Raw genomic sequence first — 23,531 nt, 5'->3', positions numbered from 1 at the left:
TTATAACAATAAGAACACACACTGTGAACAAACTCCCTTTATACGAAAAAGTCGGTTACGCCATGGGCGATGCCGGCGCTAACTTAGTATGGCGCGGTGCGCTTGCTTATTTAGCGGTGTTTTACACCGATACATTTGGCATATCGGCTGCAGCCGCTGCCATGTTATTTTTGGTTGTAAGGCTATCAGATGGCGTAACCGACATTATTATGGGTATGATTGCCGACAGAACGCAGTCGCGCTTTGGTAAATTTCGCCCGTGGATACTCTACTCGGCACCGTTTTTGGGCTTGTTTATGGTGTTGTGTTTTACTACACCCGACTTTAGCACCACCAACAAACTTATTTATGCTTACGTAACCTACATTGGTTTAACGCTTGCTTACACCGTAAGTAACGTGCCCTACTCGGCACTTATGGGCGTAATGACACCAGACGATACAGAGCGCACAAAGCTCTCTGGTTTTAGGTTTGCAGGTGCGTTTAGTGGTGGCTTACTGGTTATGGGCTTTTTACCTGAGCTAGTGGCTTTTTTTGGTGGCGGCGACGATGCCAAAGGCTATCAGCTTACTATGTACTTATTTGCCAGCTTACTTATTATTTTAATGATTATAACGTTTGCGACCACTAAAGAGCGTGTAACACCGCATGCCTCAAATGAAGGCAATTTAAAATCAGAGTTATTTGATTTAACCAAAAGCCTGCCATTTATAATCCTACCTTTGCTTGCTACTACCTTATTTTTTTATTACCGCGATTTATACAGCGGCGTATTTTTTGCCCTTGTTATGGCAGCAATGACATTCGTTATTAAAAAATTACTCAATAAAGATAAGCAAAGCTTAACGGGATCACAGCGCGATATGGTTGATCTTCTGACCAATAAACCTTGGTTGGTGTTACTTGGCATTGGTTTTTTAACCATGATGTTTAATGGCATAAAATACGGTGTAATTGCGTACTACTTTAAGTACCACGTAGACAATGAACTCATGGCTGGGCAATACTTTATCGCCTTGTTGGTTGTATCTATATTAGGCGCACTTGCCACAGGTAAACTGGCCGAAATTATGGGTAAACGAAACCTATTTATTGCATCATTAATGCTAAGCGGCATACTCACTACTGCATTTTACTGGGTGCCTAGCGATAATCTGGTTGCTGTATTTACCTTTGGTTGCGCCGCTGAATTTTTTGCCGCAATGATGCCAACATTATTTTTTAGTATGCTTGGTGATTCAGCCGATTATTCAGAGTGGAAAAACAAACGCCGCGCTACAGGCCTTATTTATTCTGCGGGTACATTTGTGCAAAAAACCGGTGGTGGTTTTGCAGGTGCATTAGTATTAGTGGTACTTGCAGGCTACGGCTATAACGGCATGGATGAGCTAACAATTACACAAGCCCTACCTGGTATGCAGTTACTTATGAGCTGGATACCCGCCGCATTTGCTTTTTTAGGTGCCGCATTGATGCTTATTTATCCGCTAACCTCAGCGATGACGCAAAAAATAACAGAAGACTTAGCAATTAGACGCAGTAATGTGTAAATTAACTTTTAATGACCCTTCGCGCTTTATATTTTTATAAAGCGCGAGTAAAAACACATATAAGCTAGGACATCAATGGCGACAATTTATCAAGTATCAGAAATGGCAGGTGTGTCTTTATCAACTGTTTCAAGGGTACTTAACGACAACGACTACGTAAGCAAAAAAACTAAAAAAAAGGTATTAGAAGCAATGAAAGAGCTAGGCTATCAGCCAAGTTCTATTGCACGCTCTTTGGCGTCTAGCACTACAAACAGCGTCGGTATTTTAGTTTCTGAGTTGGATGGTCCGTTTTTTGGTCAGATGATGTCAGCCATTGAAGAGCATCTTCGTATTGCGGGTAAACACGTTATTATTACCCCTGGGCACAGTGACGAGAAAAAAGAAAAAAGCGGCTTTGAGTTTTTAATAGGCCGTAATTGCGACGCTATTATTGCCCACGTAGAAGCGGTATCAAACGAGTACCTAATTGAGTTAAGTAAAGGCAAAACCCCTATTTACTTAATGAGCCGCTACGTTAAAGAAATTGAAGAAAACTGCATTAGCCTCGACAACGTAATGGGCGGCTACTTAGCCACTAAAGCCATGATCAACAAAGGTCATAAAAACATTGCGTACATAGCAGGCCCGCAGTTTAAAGAAGACGCGTCAAATCGTTTAAAAGGTCACAAACAAGCCCTAGCAGAGTACAACCTAACCTTTGACGAAAACCTATTTTACATAGGCGACTTTAAAGAAACCGGTGGCAGCGATGGCTTAAGGCATTTTATTCAAAATAAAGCGCAAATAACCGCGCTTGTATGCGCCAATGACGAAATGGCATCGGGTGCCATGAAATACGCCCGAGAGCACGGTTTTAACTTACCAAAAGATTTAGCTATTATTGGGTTCGATAACGTAATTTTTACCAATTACCTCTACCCAACACTGACTACAATAGATAACCCAGTTCCCGAAATGGGCCGAGCTGCGGCTAACTTAGTACTTAAAGATATTTATAAAAAAAGCGGTATAACAGTAAAACATGTGTTTCAGCCAAAGCTTATTTTAAGAGACTCAACACCCGACATTAATTAACTTTAAACCTAATTTAAATCTAGTTTAAATCTAAGTTATGTAATTCATTACGCACCCACTGCGTATCTAAATATTGCTCTACGTGCTGCTGCGCAAACTTTAAAAAGTTACGTGCAGCATGCGATATGTGTCTATCTGTTCGCATTACAAAATACCAATGACTCGCTAAATGGGCATCGGTTACGTTTAAAATTTTAAAACTAGTATCGTCTGTTGCAAGTACATGGCGTGATAAAATCGCAATGCCCATCCCGGATGCAACCGCGACGCGTATTGCTTCATTACTCGCCATTTGCACGCTATCGCTCAGCACTAACCCTCGGCTTTGTAACTCGCTTTCAAATAACATACGTGTTGCTGAGCCATTTTCTCGAAGTAAAAAGCGATACTGCATTAAATCAGTTAATTTAACGGCTTTTACATGAGCTAACGGGTGGTTTAACGGTACTATAAATTCAAGTGGATTATGCAAAAAGCGCGCAGCTTGTGCGTGTTCAAGCGACGGCGGGTGGCTAAATACATAAATATCGTCCTCCCCCCGCTCAAACCTATCAAGCACTTCTGCCCTGTTACCAATTTCAAGCGGAAGCTCAACATGAGGATGTAAATTACTATAAGGGCCAAGCAGTTTTGGTAAAATATATTGCGCGGTATTAACCATGGCAATTTTACAACGGCCGCGCGATCCACCATTAAGTTCGGTTAAAAAATCTTGGTAATCTTCAAAATGCCCAAATACCTGTTGGCATGTTTTAAATAGTTCAAGCCCCGCATCGGTCACGTGTAGCTTTTGCTGTTGTATAAGGAGTAATGGCTCGCCTACTGCTTCTTGCAGCCGCTTTATTTGTAGCGATACCGTTGGCTGCGTTAGGTATAATCGCCTTGCGGTTTCGCTGATTGAACCCGTTTTAACCACGCTCATAAATACTTCAAGCAACCTAAACGATATATGTCGTAAATCCATACCTACCTCATAATCTTTATCTAATAATAGCTATTTAACAAGCAACCTATAGATAGTTATCTATAACTAACTCGTATTTATTTTATTATTTACTATACAAAGTTTTATCTACAATAGCGCCACTTAATTTACCACCTAGTAAGGAAAGCCAGTGCCAGATATTGTTGTTATGTTTTTTATTTTAGGATTAGTAGCGGGTATTTTACGCTCGGACTTAGCCATTCCAAAAGCCACCTACGACACATTAAGTTTATTACTCATGTTAACCATAGGCTTAAAAGGCGGGATGGTACTGCACGGTAACTTAAGCTGGCAACTACTGCCCGAAATGGGGTCGGTAATGCTGCTTGGTGCATTTATACCCCTCATGCTTTACCCTATTTTAAAATACGTGATTAAACTCTCTGTTGCTAATAGCGCCAGTATTGCCGCGCATTACGGCTCAGTGAGTGCAGGTACATTTGCTGTTGCACTCGCCTATGCCGAGTCAGCTAAGTTGGTAGTGGGTGCAGAAGTAACCTTGTATTTAGTGATGCTAGAACTTCCTGCAATCATTGTTGGTTTATTGCTTTACCGTAAACTTGATAAAGAAAACGGCCAAAACAATAAGCTGTCGTTAAAGGCGCTTTGGCACGAAACTCTCACGAACAAAAGTGTGATTTTACTCGTTGGCGGCGTGGTTATCGGTATGATGTACGGCACGGTGCAAGGTAGCCAAGTAACGAGTCTTTTAACAAGTAGCTTTAAGGTTGTGTTGGCATTATTTTTACTAGAAATGGGTTTAGTAGCCGCGCAAACTCTTCGTCCTATCCCTTGGAAACATTGGAAACTAGCGGTATTTGCTATTGTCACCCCGCTATTTCTAGGCACGATTGGCACAGCAGTAGGCACACTTTTAAATTTAGAATTAGGCTCGGTAGTTATATTGGGCAGTTTAGTAGCCAGCGCCTCTTACATAGCCGCGCCCGCTGCTATAAAAGCGGCAATTCCTAAAGCCGATATTGGTCTTGCTATGCTGAGCTCTCTCGGTGTAACTTTTCCGTTTAATGTGATTGTTGGTATTGGTTTATATCACCACCTTGCACTAGTAATGCAATAAACAAATAAGTGCTAATTTTATCACTTTAAAAAACTGTTAAACCCTATTCTACATAGGGTTTAACATTAGGGCGTGTTGACCTTTCGTGATTGATTTTGCAGCAGACTGTCTGGTATTTAAGCAAGGCAGAGCCTATGTAGTGTGGTTATTCCACATAAATAGGCGATAACGCAGCATAAATGCCAAACATGCGCTGCCCTTTGGGTTCTTTCTAGGAACGATTAACTCTTTGTTGCTCGGTTTTTACTTAGCCCGCTAGGTTACAAACCTCGCGCCGCGATTAAATCGCCCCTAGATTGAACAAATTTCAATCCACAAAGATCAACACGCCCTAATAAATGCTCTCAAATATAAAACAATATCTACATAAAAACACTACAATAAAAAGCATAATAGATCCGATAATTTACCAAAAAGATCGTTTTAAAGTTTATTTATATTGTTTAATAAAATATCACTTTACTTATTTTTAATTTGGCTCTAAATTCGCGCAAATTTTATTATTAAAGTAACCTCTCAAACTTTAAAACAGTGGTTATTTACCTTCAAGAGTCGATAAACACAAATGGCCGAATCAGCCGCCACAAGCACCTCTAATAACCCTTTAGCACCCGTTATCGGGCTGTCATTTTTTGCTATCGCATCCGGCTTTTTAATGAGCCTTATTCCGCTGTCGTTACCCGCATTTAAACTCGATGAAAACCTAGCGCCTTGGCTTGCGAGCATTTTTTACTTTGGCTTACTTATTGGCGCAACCACAATAGAGCGCATTGTGGTAAAAATTGGTCATCGCTTCGCTTTTATATTATTTTTAAGCTTATTAATAGCAAGCGTGCTTGCACAACTTGCACTGCCAAATACCGTTAACTGGTTAATTGCACGATTTGTAGCAGGTTTTGCTGTTGCCGGTGTGTTTGTAGTTGTTGAGTCTTGGTTATTAATGACCAACACAGCAAAGTCGCGCGCTAAACGTTTGGGCTTATACATGACCTCACTTTATGGGGGCAGCGCCGTAGGCCAGCTTGCTATAGGGCCGCTTGGCACCGAAGGTTCAACGCCTTATTTATTTGTAGCCTCGCTATTATTTTTAGCTATTTTAGCCCCTTTATTAATAACCAAAGGTCAGCCCGAAAAACAGCACCTTGAAAAACTACCACTAAAAGAAATAAAAACACTAAGCCACCCTGCAATGCTCGGATGCTTAGCATCGGGCTTATTACTGGGCCCTATTTACGGCTTAATGCCGGTTTATATTTCAGCACAAGCTGATCAAGCTCAGTACACAGGGACACTTATGGCGGTTATTATTTTAGGCGGCATGGTCGTGCAGCCGCTTGTAAGTTACTTATCTACTCGGCTTGAAAAAAGCTTATTGATGGGTATGTTTTGTTTAGTAGGCGCAGCCGGTGCTGTGGGTATATTACAAGCAAACACTTTAGCAGGATTAATAGTGAGCTACTTAATACTAGGCGCGTGCAGCTTTGCACTTTACCCGATTGCTATAACACTTGCGTGCGACTCATTGCCAATGGCAAAAATAGTATCGGCAACTGAGGTTATGCTGCTCAGTTATAGTATTGGTTCGGTATTTGGCCCTATGCTCGCCGCAAATTTATCTGATGCACCTAACGGTATTGTGTTTTATTTAGCAGGCTGTTTAATCACTACCTGTATTTATATGTTTATTAAAAGCATTAAAAATATTCGCGCAGGTAAAACACCTGTTGCAGGCTAATTTTCAGCTTAAATACACACTTGTTTATTAACGGATTCTAGCTGTTAAATACCTTGCTTTAACAGCTAAAACTATTATTTACACAAAGGTCATTTATAAATAATGAAGTAATTATTTAGCAGTGAGTTTTTTATGTGGGCTCAAAAAAAACATCTTTTTCCACCCTTGGTTTTGCGTTGTAAAAAGCCACGGCATGGGCACTAACGATAAAATAGAATAATGCACATGAGGTTGTTTTCCTGCGGCATTTCCGGTATCGCCCAGTAAGCCAATTTGACTGTTTATGCTTACCACATCACCTGTACTTACCGAGTAGTCATTTAAATGTGCAAAGTAATGCACGCGCCATTTAGGCCCAAGCACCGCAACCACTTTACCACCGCGAGTTAACTCACCTGCAAATATAACAACACCGCTTGTTGAGGCAACTACGGGAGTATTTTTTGTGCCAAAAATATCAATTCCTTTGTGCACACCCGACCTACCCCAAGGTTCATACCAAAATGTATTATGGTTCCAATCTTTACTTGTGGCACCTTGTACCGGAATCATTATTTTTTCGGGAATTAGTAAGCCTATAATTAATAAAGTAGCTATTCCAATTGCAATCCACTTAAGTACTTTCACTTTTCAATCCTTGATATTTAAATAACTTATACTGGTAAATTATTAGCCATAATAACTGAACTCATCATGAGTCGTATTTATGGTTTTATTTATGGAGTTTTATTTGAATGAAATACCCGACTAACATGTACTAAGCTGATCAACTTCAAAACAGGTTTTATAAGCAATTGAGCACTGCCCGCTATAAACAACCATGTGCCACTTTGCACTAATGCATCATTTAAAAAGAAGAAACTGCCAATTAAAAACCACACAGCAATCAAAAAATCGTTAAACGCTCCCAGCGCTTCATATCGTCGCTGAATGGTAATATGCTCTTGCCCTAAATCTAAAATAAACTGATTACTGGAGTCCATAAGTACTGCTCACTCTTTTATTTCATAATTTAAAAAGCTTGTTTTCACAAGCTAAACCGCACCATACAATAACAAAATTTACGCAATAAAAAACGCTGGCCGATGCGAATCAGCCAACGTTTTTATTGTTTGTGCAATACTTAACTAATCGTTTATTTTTTATCTTTTTCTAAACGCTTTTTAAGACTTAATGCAGCGTCAGCGGCTAATAAACGCATAAATTCAGAGCCATTACTTTGCTCGCCTTGGCCTGCACCAATCACAATTTCAGGCACTAAACGGCTATTACCTAAGCTCGTAAATAAAGCAGTTTGAATTTTCACTTCTGCTTTTAGCGTTTCATCAAATACATACTTTGGATCAAGTGCAGCAGACTTAGCTCTTAAACGAGCCTCAGCTAAAACGTCCATACCTAATGCTTCTAAGCGTTGTTGCTTTAAAATCTCTTCTTGTTCTTTTGCAAGCTCGGCTTTTACAGCCACTCGTTGCTGCGCAGAAATAATAGCATTTGCCTTAATTCGTTCAGCATCAATTTGCTCTTTAATTTTAAGCTTTTCAGATTCAGCACGTTGCTTAGCAATTGCTTGTTCACCTAAAGCCACTTCAGTACGTGCTTGTTGCTCAGCTTTTTTAAGGTTTTGACGCGCTAGCGCTTCATCAGCAGCAGCTTGCTTTTGGGCTTCAAGACGAGCATTTACTTTGCTTTCGTAGTCAATATCAATAATGCTGGCATCAACTACTGTAATACCGTAAGCGCCTAAAATAGGTGCGTTACGCAGTGTATTACCCTCATCATCCATTTTAATATTAATAGTGACGCGCTGCTGTTTACTTAAATTACCTAAATCGTCAGATTTATCGCGCTCACCCGTACTAATAATTTGTTCAGTAACAAAAATACCGTTTGTTAATTGATCAGCAAAATCTTGGCTTAATTGACCATTACCACCAGAGTAATGCTGCTCTACCGACATCATACGCGCCGACGCTTTTACATTTTCAGTGGTTGCACGCATTAATAAATTAGATATTAATGTTTCTTGTGAACCAAACTCTTCGTGTATTTTAAGTAAACCACGTAAAGCACCCGATTCAGCTGCTGGTACATTGCCTGGTAATCTAAAACGAGAAACACCTCGTGCGCCACCCGTTGTAGTATCTAAAAATCGAATTGGTATTAGCGGTACAATTGCGCTTGCTGTTGCACCGGCATCGCCCGTAAAGTTAATCGAAATTACTTTTTTATAAGCCGATGTAGTACCAAACGCTTTTAAGTAAGGGCCGGCTTGATTTATTACGGTTAAGTTACCTGTAAAAGCCGATTGATGTACTAAACGCTCATCTGCTTCATTCCACGAAACAACTTGCGATGTAAGCGTTGCAATTACGGCTAATACAACAACAATTGATGAAACAACAATTACATTACGACGACCAAATCGACTCATAAATGAGTCACTTTTAACTGCTGGGACTGCTTTTTCGCTATCCATTTTTATTACTCTCCATGTTTAATTTCTTTTTAACAAAGTAAATAATTTCCTGTTCACTCAAATGTGCGCAAAAGCTACCAGAGCGATGTAACTCAACAAATGTTGCAAGGATTTCTTCTTTACCTTTAGCTGTTTTATCTTGGTTTTCTTGTGTTTGATTTTTTTCTGTTAGTTGAGTGATTAAATCATCCACTATCGTGTCTTTATCAAACAGTACGTTGTATTCTTTGGATTTTCTTACCCGACTTTTATGTACGTTGCTGTAAATTACATAAAGCGCAACGCATAAAATAATAACAAGTAAACTTAACCCTATAATATAAAAAATCATAAGCTCTACTTAAATTAGTTTAAATACTTAATGAGCAATAACAATTGTAAGTATTACTTAACAAATGTTAACCCAGTAATTTTACAGCAAACCCAAGTAAAAAACAGATTAAAAATAGTGTTCATCAGGTATACAGTAAAAACCGCACGTAAAAGTAAGCTTTTCAAACAAAAAAATGCCAGTCAGTTATTTACTGACTGGCATTAAACTAATATTTATTAAAGTGCTTTTTACATTATTCGCATTGCACCCAATCAATACCATTTTCACCGCACTCATGCAGCATTGTTCCATCTTCTTGGCGAGTATCTCTAAACCATTTCCCTTCAATCGTTTTAATAATACGTACGTTGTCTGTGGTTTTATATTTACGCCAAAAGCTAGCATCAATAGATGTTTCGTCATCAAACTTATAAGGCATAGCAGCGAGTACAGTAACTAAATCTTGAGTTTCTAAATCAGCAGCTTTGTCTTTAACATTTACCCAATTAGATAATGTTTGAAAGTCAGCATTTTCCTCTCTAAAGGCAAAGTCAGTTTGGTAAAACGATCCCGACTCAGTATAGCTAATGCTAAAACCTCGCTCGAACGGTGTATCTAAATTAGCACTAACGCATTCATCTGCTGTTGGGAAGTTAACCGATGGGCTTGTATTATCAACGCCATAAAGCACATTGCTTTGCTCAAAATTAACGTTCTCAATGCTAGAGCATCGGTAAGTACGATCGGCGTTAATGTAAACATCGTCTCTAACTGTTAATCTTCCATTTAACGATTCTTCACCCCAAGGCGTATCTGTTGAATCCAATCGAGACAAAATAACGTCAATTTTGTCGAGTTCGTCTGTATTTTGAAGCTTTACTTGCTCATAAATAAGTTCAGCGCCTGCAAAAATAACTTTATCGCGGTACCATGCATTTTCAAATCCATACTCTGCATCTTTTGCTGTGTCCTGGTAAATCACTGCTCTTACTTCTTCTGCATCAGGATACTGAGCATCTAGCTCTTGCTTGAATTTATAGGCAGCTTTTAATCCTTTAACAATCGCCTGTGCTCTGTCGTAAGCATCACTGTCACTATTGGCAATAAAATCTGAGTACATTTGTTCAGTCGACAAATTATAATGCGCAACCAAGTTTTGCATAACATTTGTTATTTCGCTTTGAAGGTTTGCAAGTAGCTCAGTATGTTCTTTAAGTGCATCACAACTTAAATTATTGTTACCACTTTTTTGTAATTGAAGGCTTAACTGCTCCCAAATAACGGTTGTTAAAGGGGATATATTTCGAATATCTTCATCAGTCAAAGCCTCAATTGAGGGCGGAAATGACATTTGATACGCTTGTGTTACCTCTCCTAAATCCTCGTCAATTGCACCAACCGGTACATCAACATACATAGTTGAATACGGCACACACAGCGCCTGCTCTTCTGTAAAATTAAAACTATAATTACCCGATTCTTCAGAGACTACAGAAGGTTCTGTTTGCTCATCAAAAGTACCATCGCCATCAATATCTAGCCATACTATTGCACCAGATACATAGCCATCAATAACCTTTCCAGTAAGAGAGATAGTGTTAACTTCTACGGGGTCTACTTTTATAGGGTCAGGCTTAGCTACAACTGGCTCTACAACGACCACTTTATCATCGCCACCGCCGCCACATCCAACAAGGCCTAGCGTAAACGCTAATGAAATAGCTAACTGACTTTTTTTAAAAAACATACAAAGACTTCCTTTTTTGCACTTTAATTATTATTAAAAATCATATTGTTATAAATTGAATTGGTTACTTTAATAAATAACAAGTAAATTTAAACAACAGAAATTTATTGAATTTTTATGGGGGGATGGCAACAAGTTAACATGCCCTGTACCTATATAGTGACACGCTATGTTAAATTTAGCCCTTACATTTGTTAATAAAATAAACATACTATTCACTTTTATTCACTAATATGAGCTATATGTACCAAGTTTAAAGGGGGTTGGTGGTAGATAGTTTTTTGTAAGCAAATGTGTTTTTAATACAAATACAAAAACCCCACGTTAAGTGTTATCTAACGTGGGGTTTTGCTACTCGCGAACTTTACAGCTAATTCAAGCTATAAAGTTAATCTCAAAGAGATAACTCTTTTTTAGCGCGAGTTAAGTTATGTGTTACAAGTGAGTTTTTAGAAATTTGAACCGCTTCATATAAATCAGATATACCAGCAGTGTCTTTTTGAGCCTTAATACGCGCTACACCACGGTTACTTAATGCAAACGATGTAAGTTCGCGTACTTTTAAACGCGGACCATGGCTTTGCTTAAGCAATGCAATTGCTTGTGTACAAATAGCTTCTGCTTCTTCGTAGTTTTTTGATTCAACAGTTAAAGCACAGCTATTAAACGATTTTTCAAATGCTGGGGCTGCTGTTACTGAGTCTTCAATAACCATTAATTTATAATCACCTTGATTAGCCATTGCAGCAGCTGAGCAAGTTAATAATGAGCCAAGAGCGATGGTTTTTAAAAGTGTAAATTTCATGATTATATTCCTAATTAATTAAGTCGTACTTGTTGCCGACAACTAAACTTTAGAGTGTTAGCTCAATTACCACAAACGATAAAAACAAACCTAATAAGTGAATAAATCTAACCTATAGACTTTAGTCTAATATTTGGTTTTAAATTTACCTAAATTACAAAAATTGAGTTCCTCTAATATATTAAAAAAGCCCTTAGTTTGGTTGCACTAAGGGCTCAGGAACTATGTGTAGATTTAAAAATCAAACTATTCCATGTATTTCTTTCCAATTACCTGGGTGTACCACATAGCCAAATAACGCATGCCCGCCGTATACCAATTCTGTATTCTCAGGTATCCATAACATTTGACCCGGATGAACCAAATGCGTTTCTCCATTTGCAGTTAGCTCAAAGCATCCTTCAATTACAAAAATAACTTCATCGTATAAAACGGTCCAAGCAACTTTCGCCCCTTCCCACTTAGCAAAACCCACTCCAATGTGAGGTGATATTTCTGTGCTTAAAGCTCGTGCCACATAAGCCATACCAAGGGTCTCCCCTCTAATATTAAAATCTAGATTTTTACTATCTACTAATTTAACTTGTTTCATATTTCGCTCCGGCTTAACCATTTAGCTAAGCTAATTCGGCTTTTAACACCAATACCTAAAAACGGCTCTGGAGGATTAAGGCTGGGCATACCTGTAACGTGTTGAATATCGTCGAGGGCTTCTGATTGTTCGCCCATCACTAAATCAGCTAATAATGTTCCCGACACAGTCCCCCACGCAATGCCTACACCGTTATCACATGCACTGGCATATACGCCATCATCTAATTCGCCAAAAAAGTTGGTAAAATTACGAGAAATTGCATAAGTACCTCCCCACGAATGGGTAAAAGGAACGTCAATTAACTGAGGATAACGTGCTAAAAATACTTTACGGTGATCATCCTGAATCTGTTTACGCACATTTTCATTTACAGTGGAACTAGCACCGTATTTATCGACATGCTTGTAAGTATTACGAATTAATATGCGGCGATCGGCTGTCATTCTTATCGTTGTACCAGCATGATCTGCGGGTGTTAAGCCCCAATCTAACAACCCGGTATACGCTTTCATTTCATCATCGTTTAAAGGCCTGGTCCAACTAGCAAAAGTCATGACAGGTAATAATCGATTTTTTAAAAAGCCAAACTCTCGCGTAAATATACTAGTACCAAGTAGTAACTTAGGTGTTTTAACTACACCATGCTTAGAGTGCAGTAGCCACTTCCCATGCTCTTTAGATAAGTTATTTATTGGCGAGTTTTCTAATACCTCAACATTATCAGGAAGGTTATCTCCTAACCCGCATGCTAAAGCCGCAGGCTGAACTAAATAACCACCAGGTGTATAAATAGCGCGACTGTAATAGTTTGTACCCAATACTTTAGAAAGATCATCTCCATTTATATGTTGGTAAGGCTCACCTAAATCTTTCATTAAGTGTTCAAAATGATCTAAGTAAGCTTCACCACGCTCACCGACTGCACCTTGATATTTACCAGCTGCAGACCATTGGCAATCAATCTTATATTTCGACACTAAACTCGAAAGCTGATCTATCGCTGAGCGATTAAGCTTAAGTAGCTTTTGCTTATGCGCAGGATCTGGATGCTCTAATGAAAATTTATGCGGTAGATCAATTACAAAGCCTGAGTTTCGACCCGATGCTCCTTGCCCAATACGCTGCGCATCAACCAATATAATACGTGCATTAGGCGCATGCAAAGCTAGTCGCCTAGCCATTGCAAGCCCAGCGAACCCGCCACCTAGTACAACGTAATCGGCAATTTGTTCACCTGTTAGTCTAGGTTTTTCTGGTGTTTTAGTTATTGCATGATACCAACCACATGTAGCATCATCGTTTGGTAAATGAATCATTTATTACTCCGCTACAGTAAGCTGTTTTGTATTAAGCTGCTCAAATAAGTGGCTTCTATTTATCTGAGCTTGTTTACCCAAAAGGGCAAAACCTAGTAATAAACCATCAACAGAATAAAACCGAGCAGTTAAACCATCATCAATCTGCTCTATTTGCCACTCACCAAGTGCCCCTACTGCCGCAGGATAAATAGATAAAGGCATGATTGGAGTTTTCACTATCACTGGTGAACATGTAAAAATAGCTTTGGTCAAGTCGCCTAATAAACAAGAAACCAATGAAGGCACAAGCTGATTAATTGGCGCTATAAATGGCTGCCAGCCTTGACTTGTTTCGGCGCAATCACCCAATGAAAAAATAGTTTCATCACTTGTTTGACCATAGTCGTTAACCTTTATACCTCGGCCAACTTCAAGGCCAGCTTGCTCTGCTAATGCTGTATTTGGTTTTAAGCCAACGGCCGATATAACTAAATCAGCTTCAATTACTTTTCCACTTTGTAAATGTAATTGAGAACTTCCACCAGGCTCAGCGTCAATATGAGAAATACTGTCTTCTAAAAACCAAGAAACCCCAATATCGGTCAATGATTTCTTTAAACGCTCTCCTAATATTTGTGGAATTAAGCGCTCAATTGGCCATTTACCTAAACCAATTACACTCACGTCATAACCACTTGCACTCAAATCGTTGGCAAATTCACAGCCAATTAAACCATCACCTAGAATAGCGATGCGTTTTTTTCCTGTAAGCTCATTTTTAAAACAGCGATAGTCTGTTAAATCATTAATACTTAATACATTACTACAATCGCCAGCAATCGGAATTTTAATAGCAGAAGCACCAGTGGCTAGTACTAACTTGCTATATTCATAACTGCCAATATTAGTATTTAGGGTCTGCTTATTCCTATCAATCTTTTCTACTCGAGTATGAGGGTAGACACGAATATTAAGCCTTTGCTCCCACTCTAACGCACTTTCATTTTGTAAATCGTCACAACTTTTACCTAATGCAAATGAATTAGATAGTGCCGGTTTACTATAAAGCGCGCCGTTATCAGCAGTAATAACAGTAATAGGGACCGTTGAAGATTGCTTACGAAGTGCTGCCGCTACTTGATAACCACTATGCCCACTGCCAATAATAACAATCGGTTTTAAAGTAATGTCTGATTTTAGGTCTTGTGCTGCAATAGGTTGAGCCTGCTCGATTAGCTCCACATGACTCGCTACTTGAACGTCGTCTTGTGTGATCTCCATCATTTCAAAATCAGCTTTACCTACTAAACAATCTGGGCAGACCCAATCTTCTGGTACATCTTCCCAACGAGTGCCTGGTAAAATGCCATCAGCTGGCCAGCCTTGAGCCTCATCGTAAATAAGACCACAAATAATACAGAGCCATTTTTTCATATCTCTCATCCTACTGACTTTATTTAAAACACCTGTTGCATTCACTTTATTGAATAAAAAAATAAGAAGTGAATGCGAGTAACAAGCCGAAATATTGTTTTAATGATGCAAACGAATCGCAATATTGCGGGTTTGAACATAGCTATAAATTGCTTCTTGGCCTTTTTCTCGCCCAAAGCCAGACAAGCCCACACCACCAAAAGGGGTTTCAATACCACCGGCAAACCATTCATTAACAAACACTTGGCCACCTCTAAGTTGCTGAGCAACATTAAATACATGGTTTAAGCCCTCACCAAACACACCCGCAACTAAACCAAAGTCGGTTCCATTAGCAATAGCAACAGCTTCAGTGTCTGTATCAAACGGCATAACAACAAGTACAGGGCCAAATACTTCTTCTTGCGCTATTGTCATTTCTGGCGTTGCTTCAATTATGGTTGGTGCTACAAAGTAGCCAGGCATATCAGGTATATAGCCACCGGTGATGATTTTTGCGCCTTCTTTTTTAGCTTGCTCGATCATTGCCATAACACTGATTTGCTGCGCTTTTGAGACAACAGGCGTTAAATCAGCTTGCTCTTCGCCAGAGCCAATCAATAAGCTTTCAGCCATTTTTACCACTGCGTCTTTCACTTCTGTATAACGGCTTTTATGTACTAATAAACGCGACATAGCAGAGCAAACTTGTCCAGCATTAAAAAATATCCCGCTGCGTACACTACTTACAACGTTTTGTAAATCAGCATCATGTAAAACAATAGCGGCAGATTTACCGCCTAATTCCATTACTGAAGGTGTTGCTCTCGCAGCAGATGCTTTAAGAATATGCTGCCCTGTAGGCACTGAACCCGTAAAAACAATTTGATTTACTTCAGCGTGTTCAACTAAATGGTTACCTATAACTGAGCCTTTTCCGCAAAGTAAGTTTATTGATCCCTTAGGAAAACCACAGTTTTCAAGTGCCCTAATTAAATACACCATGCCTACTGGTGATATTTCAGGGGATTTAATAACTACGGCATTACCTGCAGCAAGCGCCGGGGCTAGAGAGCGTGCACAAATAGACACTGGAAAATTCCAAGGCACTATTTGAACCGATACACCCATAGGCACATATTGAGTAAAATCAATGTAGTCTTTACCAAGCGGAATAGAGGTACCTTCGAGTTTATCCGCCATACCTGCGTAGTATTCAAAATAGCGAGCCGATTCTAAAAATTCGTCTTTAGCATCTTGCAAAGATTTACCATTTTCGCGACATAGCTCGAGCGCCCCTTCATCAGCAATATCTCGTATTGCTTGCGCCGCATTGAGCATCCAGTGTGCGCGCATCGCAGGGCGTATATCGTTTAACTCGCCGCTATTAACGCATTGTCTAGCCGCTGCCATCGCTTTATCGGCATCGTTAATCGTCGCACTGGCAATTGTTGCGTATAACTGCCCAGATGCAGGATTAATTACATCTATATGGGTATCAGCATTAAGCCATTGACCGCCTATATAATTAAGGTAATGTGCCATCACTCTTGCTCCGTCGCCGATTTAACTTGTTTTGCTAACCATGTTTGAAAAAAGTGAGTTGGCTTGTCCATTTCCGGAGAAAAAGCACCACCACCAAATCCAGGAGAGTAACGTCCTTGCTGCATGCCTTCAACCGCAATAATGTCTTCGCTAAATACCACGCGCCAAGACTCAACGGTCGACGTTCTACATGCCGCATATTCATCTTTCATTGCCTCGTCACCCACATAAAAAATGCGTAATCGCTCAACTGTTTTATCGGTATTTACCGGGTCAATCATCATCGCAAATGCATGGTCGGCTTGAATGCCAATTAAAACATTAGGAAATAGCGCAATATATTCGGCTTGACGTAACTTGTCCTCAGGCCAGTTAGGGAATTTAGGTAAGTGTGTACCGGCGGTATCAGAAAGGTTATACGCTAAGCTACCCTGACCAGAGAAATGCTCATTAAACATAATGTTATAATGATCTTCTAACTTAGAGTAACTATTTAAAGCGGGGTGTATCCAAGGTAAGTGGTAGGCTTCACAAAAGTTTTCTATTGTTAGTTTCCAGTTACTATTTACTTCTATTTCAATGTGTCCGCTCATATTTACGCGACGCAATAAATCTAAACCGTCATTACCAATAAATTGTTCCCAACGTTTTTCAAGCGGTGCAATGTGCTCTTCAAAACTTGCAGCATCGCCCGACAAGTTAACAAAAACCATATCCATCCAAATGGCTGAGCGCAGTGCTTTTAACCCATGATTTTCACACTTAAAGCGCTCGTCTTTATGCTTTGCAATACCACCAATATGAGGAGTCCCCTTTAAGTTACCGTCCAGATCGTATGTCCAAGAATGATAAGGGCAGCGGATCATGCCTTGTACTTCACCCTCTTCATGAATCAGCTTCATGCCTCGGTGACTACATACATTATGAAAAACCTGCACATCGCCTTGGCGGTTTTTCATTAGTAAAAGTGGTAAATCCATAAAGTTAATTGGCTTTACGTAACCATTTTTTGTCAAATCAGAAGCGAAACCAACACAGACCCATGTGCTGCCAAAAACCTGATCGCGTTCAAATTTAAAATACTCTGGATTGGTATAAGCCTCATTAGGCATCCCTGTGGCCTCATGAATAGGATTAAGTACACGATCAATCTGCTGAATAGGGATTATTTTTTGTTTTACATTGCTCATGCTATTTCTCCAAACGGTGTGTGTGATGAAAGATAAGTCCTAACTTTTAATTTAAGAAAAACAAATTAAGCGTTTTTATTTAAATTAAACTCTCAGGTCATAACTACATTTTGTTATCAACTGACTTGATTTTGATTAACAACAGCGCACTAAACAAACGATTTTTGCGCTACCTATCGATGAGTTTTTATCATGCATAATTGTTGAACTTAACACCTGAAAAGGCTTTAGAGTAATAGCACTAAATCTCATGCATAACTAAAACTCATGGATTGATGAGAATTTATAATTTGTAATGAGATGGTAAATTTTCTAGTTTTCAAACACTATTTAACAAAAAGCAATAAAAACACACACTCACAGGACAACACATGACACACTCCACAATAAGAGCTAAGTCCGGAATTTTTAAGGGACTCAACCCCACGGTTACCATTGCTTCCAAAGTAATTTTAATCGCCTTCATTTTATTTATTGTGATACTCGCTAATAAAGCAGGTCACTACTTTGAAACTCTCGCTACTTTCTTACTTTATAATATGAAGTGGTTTTCTATTGGCTTAGTTTCGCTCGTGGTCGCCTTTTTGATTTATCTTATGGTTAGTCGTTATGGCCATATTAGATTAAGCGAAAACGATAACGACAAGCCCGAATTTAGTTTTTGGGCTTGGATTTCAATGTTGTTTTCAGGCGGGATGGGAATAGGTTTAGTTTTTTGGTCAGTCGCAGAGCCTATGTGGCATTACGCAGATAATCCATTTACCGAAGGGTTAACCGACGAATCAGCCTCAATGTCAATGCAGCTAACTTTTTATCATTGGGGTCTTCATCCATGGTCACTTTTTGTTATTGTCGCACTAGCCCTCTCTTACTTTTCTTATCGTAAAGGCCTACCATTCACTTTTAGATCTATTTTATATCCTATCGTAGGGGAACGTATTTACGGCCCAATTGGTCATATTGCCGATATTATTACCGTTGCTGTAACTGCCTTTGGTATAGCCCAAACTTTAAGCCTCGGTGTTATACAAATAAACTCCGGATTACAACAAACTTTTGGTATTGATATAAGCCTAACAACACAAACTATTTTAATTGTTACTTTATGTACCATCGCTGTTGGCTCAGTGCTTTCAGGGGTTGGCCGAGGTATTCGTTTATTATCGCAGTGGAATATGCTGCTTTCTCTATTATTAGTATTAATTGTTTTAGCGATTGGACCTACTCGATACATCTTTAATATTTTTTTCGAAAGCACTGGTAACTATCTTCAAAATATTGTGCAAATGGGATTATGGACCGACACACAAAAAGACACCAATTGGCAAAGTTCGTGGACTAGCTTTTACTGGCCATGGTGGATGACCTGGGCGCCATTTGTAGGCATGTTTATTGCGCGTATATCTAAAGGTCGCACAATTCGTGAACTTATAGGCGGTGCACTGATAGCACCGACAGCCATTGCATTTATTTGGTTATCTGTATTTGGTGGCAGTGCATTAAAAATAGAGCAAGACGAGCGAAACGCCTTTGAACAAAATAACGTTGCAGCTCAAGTAAGCAATTCAGAGCAAGTAATTAAGCAAGATGTATTTATAGGTGGAACAGTCCTTAAGGCCACAAAAGAAGACAGCACGCGCGCACTGTTTACATTATTTAATAACTTAGATGAAGGTTTATTAGGGACGATACTCAGTATTCTAGCGTGTATATTGCTCGCAACTTACTTTATCACCTCTGCAGATTCAGGAACGTTAGTCCTGTGCATACTTGATGCCGCAGGCGATACAGAACCACCTAAATCTATACGTGTCTTATGGGGAGTTGCAATTGCGGTAATTTCATGGGTATTAATTTATGCAGGCGGATTACAAGCAATTAAATTTGCCTCCATTATTATTGGTTTTCCTATCTCGATTTTTATTTTAATGATGGGTGTAACGCTATTTTATAGCATTCGACGCGAGCCAAAACCTTGGGCAATGCTTCCACAACATGTTCGCCCTGGTAAAGATCAACTCGATGAACCAATAAAGCATACTAATACAATCAACTAATCTGCTAAATGATCAAATAATACGCGCTGCTCTTAGGTTTGCTTCTAAGGCAGCGCATTCATACTATTAAATATCAGAATCTAAACGCCAAATTCTAACCTTACAACAGAGGGTAATTAAACGAGTCCTCGTTCACCTACCTCATCTGGAATTTGTTGTAACAACCATTCTCTAAAGTGCTTAACGCTTGTTGGCATACGACCACGATTATTAGGTTCTATCATAGAAAACTTAGAACCTGTAGTAAGTACATGTTCTGTTGGCCGGATCAATACTCCACTTTGTAAGTATTCATCAACTAGTGACCCCCACGCTAATGCAATGCCTTGACCGTTAATTGAAGCTTGTAAAAGCATTGGGTAGTTATTAATATTTATACGGTTTCTTGGCTCAAGTTGCTCAAGCCCAACACCCGCAAACCACTCTTCCCAGTTAACCCAGCCCATTTGTGTTTCATCTAGGTGTAAAATTGTTTTAGTAAAAATATCTTCCGGTTTAGTTGGACTGCCTATTTTTTCTAAATAAGAAGGGCTACACACCGGAAAAACTTCTTCGCAAAACAACGTTGTTATATTCATATTGGCAGGTTGGGTTCTGCAGTAAAATAAAGCGAGATCACACTCCAAGCGGTTTAAATCAATCTCGTTATCGGAGGCTAAAATACGCAAATCAATATCATCGTGTAAATTTTGAAACTCGGCGACTTTAGGTAACAACCATAACGAAGCCATGGCATTTGTTGTTGCTACAGTTATTTTTTTATCACCTTGCCATTTTTTAACTTGCCCAGTTATATCTGCAATATCAACTAAAGAGCGGCTGATTGCCTGATAATATTGAAGCCCCGTTGGTGTTAAATGAATACTTCGGCTTGCTCTAATAAAAATAGCCTTACCTAAGTACTCTTCTAATTGTCGAATTTGACGGCTAATTGCCCCTTGCGTCACATTTAACTCTTTTGCAGCAATAGTGAAGCTTGAATGTCGTGCAGACGCTTCAAATGCCACTAAACTATTTAACGGCGGTAACGGATTAATTTTCATATAGCTTCCTACTTTGTCTCTACTCAATAGAAACGACTGACCAACCAATTTGAGAATACATACACGTTTATAAGGTATAAATTAAGGTGAGTAATTTGCAGGTAATTGTTGTGGTCAACTCATTGTTCGCTTGAGTTTTTCTACCAAGTCGATTGCCAGCAACCTATCATCTCAAATAGACTAATTCACTGTAACCGATTATAAAAAGTAATATAAGAGCATAAACTTATTTCAAGCAAAGCTTATGCTCTTCTTTTTTAAAAATAATAACCAATATTAATATTAAAACGGCGCTCAGTTTCATCGCTGTCACCAGCAATTGAGCCACCAACAAACGGCTGGTTTTTAGCGTGTACTAAGTCAAAATAGGTGAACAATCCACCGGCAGCAACTGAAAACCCTGTTACGTTCATCCAAGTATCTGCACTGCTATCAGATTTATCGTAAATTACTCCGTAATCATTATAAAACTGCAAAGCGGTTACAGGCCCCCATTTTACAGGTAAGTTGTAAGCAATATTTGCATTGGTTGTAGTGGCCTCAGCAGCAATACTGTCATAAAACGAGTACGCACCTACAGCCATGGTGTTTGCGTTTTCTATATCGTAATTGTATTCGCCATGTTGAAACTGTAAATTCCACGGCCCTAAATTACTATTCACATGCACTGCCCACGCATAATAATCACCCGCTCTGTCTACACCATCATGTAATCCACCACTTAAAGCAGAAAAGCCAACCTCAGTCTTCCCTTTATCGTGTTCAATATGATAGCCATAACGCGCGGAAAATGTATTATATTCAGCAAGTGGATTATCAAGCTCTGCGTATGTCCCCTCCTGCGCGCTCCTAAAACCCACTACATCATATGAATAACGATCACTACGGTTATCAACATAGCCATCTATGCCACCTAGCTCATCATTTTTAAAAAAGCCTAAATCAAGCTGCCAATTATCTGCTATTTTACGTTTAAATATCACCCCTAAATCGTGGTCATCCTCGAGCCCAATGTAGTAATTAGTACTAAAAAAATAGCTGTGCGAATTATAAGGCCAATTACCAAATGGTACCTTTGTAATACCGGCTTGTACTTGCCAAATGTCAGCAAAATCATATGCTGCATAAGCATATTTAACTGCGGTCATATAATCAAAAAAACGGATCTCGGCATTTAGTTTTACACCACCTACATCGCCTGTAAAATTTATCCTAAAAATATCAAAATCAAAATCCCCACCTCTGTTTTTACTGCCATCCTCGTACGACGTATAACTGTAGTTAGTACGAACAGCCCCACCTACTTTTATTCCTCCTGCTTTTTGCTCAGCTACAACATCTTGCGCTTCGCCACTATTTGATAGTTTTTCAGTATTGCGTTTTATGGCATTTATTTCATTTTTATTGGCGTTTGCAAGCTTAAGCTGTAAATTTTCAACCTGTTGCTGTAATTCGCTTAATTGCTGTTTAACTGTGTCTAGATCATCGCTTGCATTAGCACTACAGGTAACAACCCCCATAGCAACGGCTAAAGCCGATAGTTTAAAAGCTCTCATTGTGTGTCCTTGTGTGCCGTGTTGATGTTTTATTATGTGTAGCATTACTCGTTTTTTTATTACTTTTAGCTTTGTATTCACGTAAACAGGCAATAATACAATTACAAAAAAAACAATAATTCCATTAAAAAGTAAGCCTAATCACACGTTAAAACCAACCGCGTAAAAGCAATAATGCTAATAAAAACAGATGTTTTTCGGTATATTAAATATGACTAATAATTATTAACCACATTTATTATTTATTAAAATTAGCTCTCAAATTCTGCTTAACATTTCAGCAACAAACAAACTACTTTTTTGATAGGTCACCATGAGAATTAATCATCAATTAATTCTAAGCGAGGCTATAAGTGCACAGATTTAAAACACAAGGGATGCTGGGCGTTATATGAGGAGTGTTACTTTTATATTGTGATGATGTATGTAATGCATTTTATCAATGCTATAAACACGAAAAAGCCGATGTTGGGGTTTAACCCAACATCGGCTTTTTTACTCTCGCTATTTCATATCATGCTTTAGTAAGCACTTTATAAAACGCGTTATAAAGGTTTTTTATAACGATAACTCTTCTTTAGCGCGAGTTAAGTTGTGCGATACCATTGAGCTGTTAGACAATTTTGATGCTTCGTATAAATCAGCAAGTGCAGCAGTGTCGTTATGCGCTTTTAAACGTGCAACACCACGGTTGCTTAATGCGAATGACGTAAGTTGGCGTACTTTAAATTTAGGGCCATCTGCGTCTTTTAAAAGTGCGATTGCTTTAGTACAAATTGCTTCCGCTTCAGCGTAGTTTTTTGACTTAACATTTAGTGCGCAGCTATTAAATGATTGCTCAAGTGGCTGTGGCGCTGTTGCAGTTTCAATAACCATTAATTTGTAATCACTTTGATCAGCCATTGCAGCAGCTGAACATGTTAATAGTGAGCTAAGAGCGATAGTTTTGATAAGTGTAAGTTTCATGGTCATATTCCTGATTAGTTAAGCCGTGCTTGTTGCCGACAACTGAACTTTAGTGAATTACCACAACCCCGACAAACGATTAAAACAAACCTAATAAGTGAG

At 39.0% G+C, this 23,531-nt stretch carries 20 protein-coding genes; 5 read left to right on the top strand and 15 right to left on the bottom strand.

The features are described from left to right. The first annotated feature begins 23 nt into the window (after positions 1 to 23). A complete protein-coding gene (locus tag I6E70_RS04210; RefSeq protein ID WP_197188088.1) occupies positions 24 to 1,550 on the top strand; it encodes an MFS transporter in 1,527 nt (508 codons plus the stop codon). A gap of 75 nt (positions 1,551 to 1,625) precedes the next feature. Continuing rightward, positions 1,626 to 2,627 (top strand): LacI family DNA-binding transcriptional regulator, encoded by a 1,002-nt coding sequence (locus I6E70_RS04205; RefSeq protein WP_007583313.1) that lies wholly within the window; start codon positions 1,626 to 1,628, stop codon positions 2,625 to 2,627. Positions 2,628 to 2,646: 19 nt separating this feature from the next. Here I6E70_RS04205 and I6E70_RS04200 read toward each other — a convergent pair whose 3' ends face one another. After that, positions 2,647 to 3,591, bottom strand: a complete 945-nt coding sequence (locus tag I6E70_RS04200; protein WP_197188087.1) for a LysR family transcriptional regulator — start codon at positions 3,589 to 3,591, stop codon at positions 2,647 to 2,649. 151 nt (positions 3,592 to 3,742) lie between these two features. Here I6E70_RS04200 and I6E70_RS04195 point away from each other — a divergent pair, with 151 nt between their 5' ends. After that, the gene (locus I6E70_RS04195) at positions 3,743 to 4,690 is read left to right on the top strand and encodes a sodium-dependent bicarbonate transport family permease (protein WP_197188086.1); all 948 of its coding nucleotides are present in this window, start codon (positions 3,743 to 3,745) and stop codon (positions 4,688 to 4,690) included. Positions 4,691 to 5,255: 565 nt separating this feature from the next. After that, positions 5,256 to 6,425, top strand: coding sequence for an MFS transporter (locus I6E70_RS04190; protein WP_169060318.1), 1,170 nt, complete (start codon positions 5,256 to 5,258; stop codon positions 6,423 to 6,425). A 111-nt stretch (positions 6,426 to 6,536) separates the two neighbouring features. Here the strand turns inward: I6E70_RS04190 and I6E70_RS04185 are convergent, their stop codons facing one another. The 11 genes from I6E70_RS04185 to I6E70_RS04135 all read right to left on the bottom strand — a co-directional run bounded on the left by I6E70_RS04185 (position 6,537) and on the right by I6E70_RS04135 (position 17,807). After that, on the bottom strand, positions 6,537 to 7,052 hold the full coding sequence (locus I6E70_RS04185; protein ID WP_024590877.1) for a M23 family metallopeptidase: 516 nt from the start codon (positions 7,050 to 7,052) through the stop codon (positions 6,537 to 6,539). A gap of 89 nt (positions 7,053 to 7,141) precedes the next feature. Further along, complete coding sequence (locus I6E70_RS04180) at positions 7,142 to 7,408, bottom strand: YrhK family protein (protein WP_024590876.1); 267 nt, start codon at positions 7,406 to 7,408, stop codon at positions 7,142 to 7,144. 152 nt (positions 7,409 to 7,560) lie between these two features. Then, positions 7,561 to 8,901 (bottom strand): SPFH domain-containing protein, encoded by a 1,341-nt coding sequence (locus tag I6E70_RS04175; RefSeq protein WP_010553499.1) that lies wholly within the window; start codon positions 8,899 to 8,901, stop codon positions 7,561 to 7,563. After that, a complete protein-coding gene (locus I6E70_RS04170) occupies positions 8,894 to 9,232 on the bottom strand; it encodes a hypothetical protein (RefSeq protein ID WP_008137861.1) in 339 nt (112 codons plus the stop codon). The genes I6E70_RS04175 and I6E70_RS04170 overlap by 8 nt, the downstream gene beginning before the upstream one ends. 235 nt (positions 9,233 to 9,467) lie before the next feature. Beyond that, on the bottom strand, positions 9,468 to 10,961 hold the full coding sequence (locus I6E70_RS04165; RefSeq protein ID WP_197188085.1) for a hypothetical protein: 1,494 nt from the start codon (positions 10,959 to 10,961) through the stop codon (positions 9,468 to 9,470). 394 nt (positions 10,962 to 11,355) lie between these two features. Next, on the bottom strand, positions 11,356 to 11,766 hold the full coding sequence (locus I6E70_RS04160) for a hypothetical protein (RefSeq protein WP_010553497.1): 411 nt from the start codon (positions 11,764 to 11,766) through the stop codon (positions 11,356 to 11,358). A gap of 241 nt (positions 11,767 to 12,007) precedes the next feature. Beyond that, a complete protein-coding gene (locus tag I6E70_RS04155) occupies positions 12,008 to 12,358 on the bottom strand; it encodes an ethanolamine utilization protein EutQ (RefSeq protein WP_024590873.1) in 351 nt (116 codons plus the stop codon). Then, positions 12,355 to 13,677: an NAD(P)/FAD-dependent oxidoreductase gene (locus tag I6E70_RS04150; RefSeq protein ID WP_197188084.1), complete on the bottom strand. Its 1,323-nt coding sequence runs from the start codon at positions 13,675 to 13,677 to the stop codon at positions 12,355 to 12,357. The genes I6E70_RS04155 and I6E70_RS04150 overlap by 4 nt, the downstream gene beginning before the upstream one ends. A gap of 3 nt (positions 13,678 to 13,680) precedes the next feature. Continuing rightward, positions 13,681 to 15,093, bottom strand: a complete 1,413-nt coding sequence (locus I6E70_RS04145) for an FAD-dependent oxidoreductase (protein ID WP_197188083.1) — start codon at positions 15,091 to 15,093, stop codon at positions 13,681 to 13,683. A gap of 99 nt (positions 15,094 to 15,192) precedes the next feature. Further along, complete coding sequence (locus I6E70_RS04140; RefSeq protein ID WP_010553493.1) at positions 15,193 to 16,617, bottom strand: aldehyde dehydrogenase family protein; 1,425 nt, start codon at positions 16,615 to 16,617, stop codon at positions 15,193 to 15,195. Further along, positions 16,617 to 17,807 carry an aromatic ring-hydroxylating oxygenase subunit alpha gene (locus tag I6E70_RS04135; protein ID WP_010553492.1) on the bottom strand — a complete coding sequence of 397 codons (1,191 nt, stop codon included), beginning with the start codon at positions 17,805 to 17,807 and terminating at the stop codon, positions 16,617 to 16,619. Before I6E70_RS04135 ends, I6E70_RS04140 begins: the two co-directional genes overlap by 1 nt. Before the next feature lie 371 nt (positions 17,808 to 18,178). Here I6E70_RS04135 and I6E70_RS04130 point away from each other — a divergent pair, with 371 nt between their 5' ends. Beyond that, positions 18,179 to 19,864 (top strand): BCCT family transporter, encoded by a 1,686-nt coding sequence (locus I6E70_RS04130; protein ID WP_197188082.1) that lies wholly within the window; start codon positions 18,179 to 18,181, stop codon positions 19,862 to 19,864. 116 nt (positions 19,865 to 19,980) lie between these two features. Here I6E70_RS04130 and I6E70_RS04125 read toward each other — a convergent pair whose 3' ends face one another. The 3 genes from I6E70_RS04125 to I6E70_RS04115 form a co-directional block, all read right to left on the bottom strand. Further along, positions 19,981 to 20,907, bottom strand: a complete 927-nt coding sequence (locus I6E70_RS04125; protein ID WP_024609352.1) for a LysR substrate-binding domain-containing protein — start codon at positions 20,905 to 20,907, stop codon at positions 19,981 to 19,983. A gap of 257 nt (positions 20,908 to 21,164) precedes the next feature. Further along, entirely contained in the window at positions 21,165 to 22,463 is a 1,299-nt protein-coding gene (locus tag I6E70_RS04120; RefSeq protein ID WP_197188081.1) for a porin, read from the bottom strand. Positions 22,464 to 23,021: 558 nt separating this feature from the next. Continuing rightward, a complete protein-coding gene (locus I6E70_RS04115) occupies positions 23,022 to 23,429 on the bottom strand; it encodes a hypothetical protein (RefSeq protein WP_182197206.1) in 408 nt (135 codons plus the stop codon). Positions 23,430 to 23,531: the final 102 nt, after the last annotated feature.

The sequence above is a fragment of the Pseudoalteromonas sp. NGC95 genome, assembly GCF_015864705.1.
GTDB lineage: Bacteria > Pseudomonadota > Gammaproteobacteria > Enterobacterales > Alteromonadaceae > Pseudoalteromonas > Pseudoalteromonas arctica.
The sequence above is the reverse complement of the archived record's forward strand: the minus strand, read 5'-3'. Positions and strand labels throughout refer to the sequence as shown.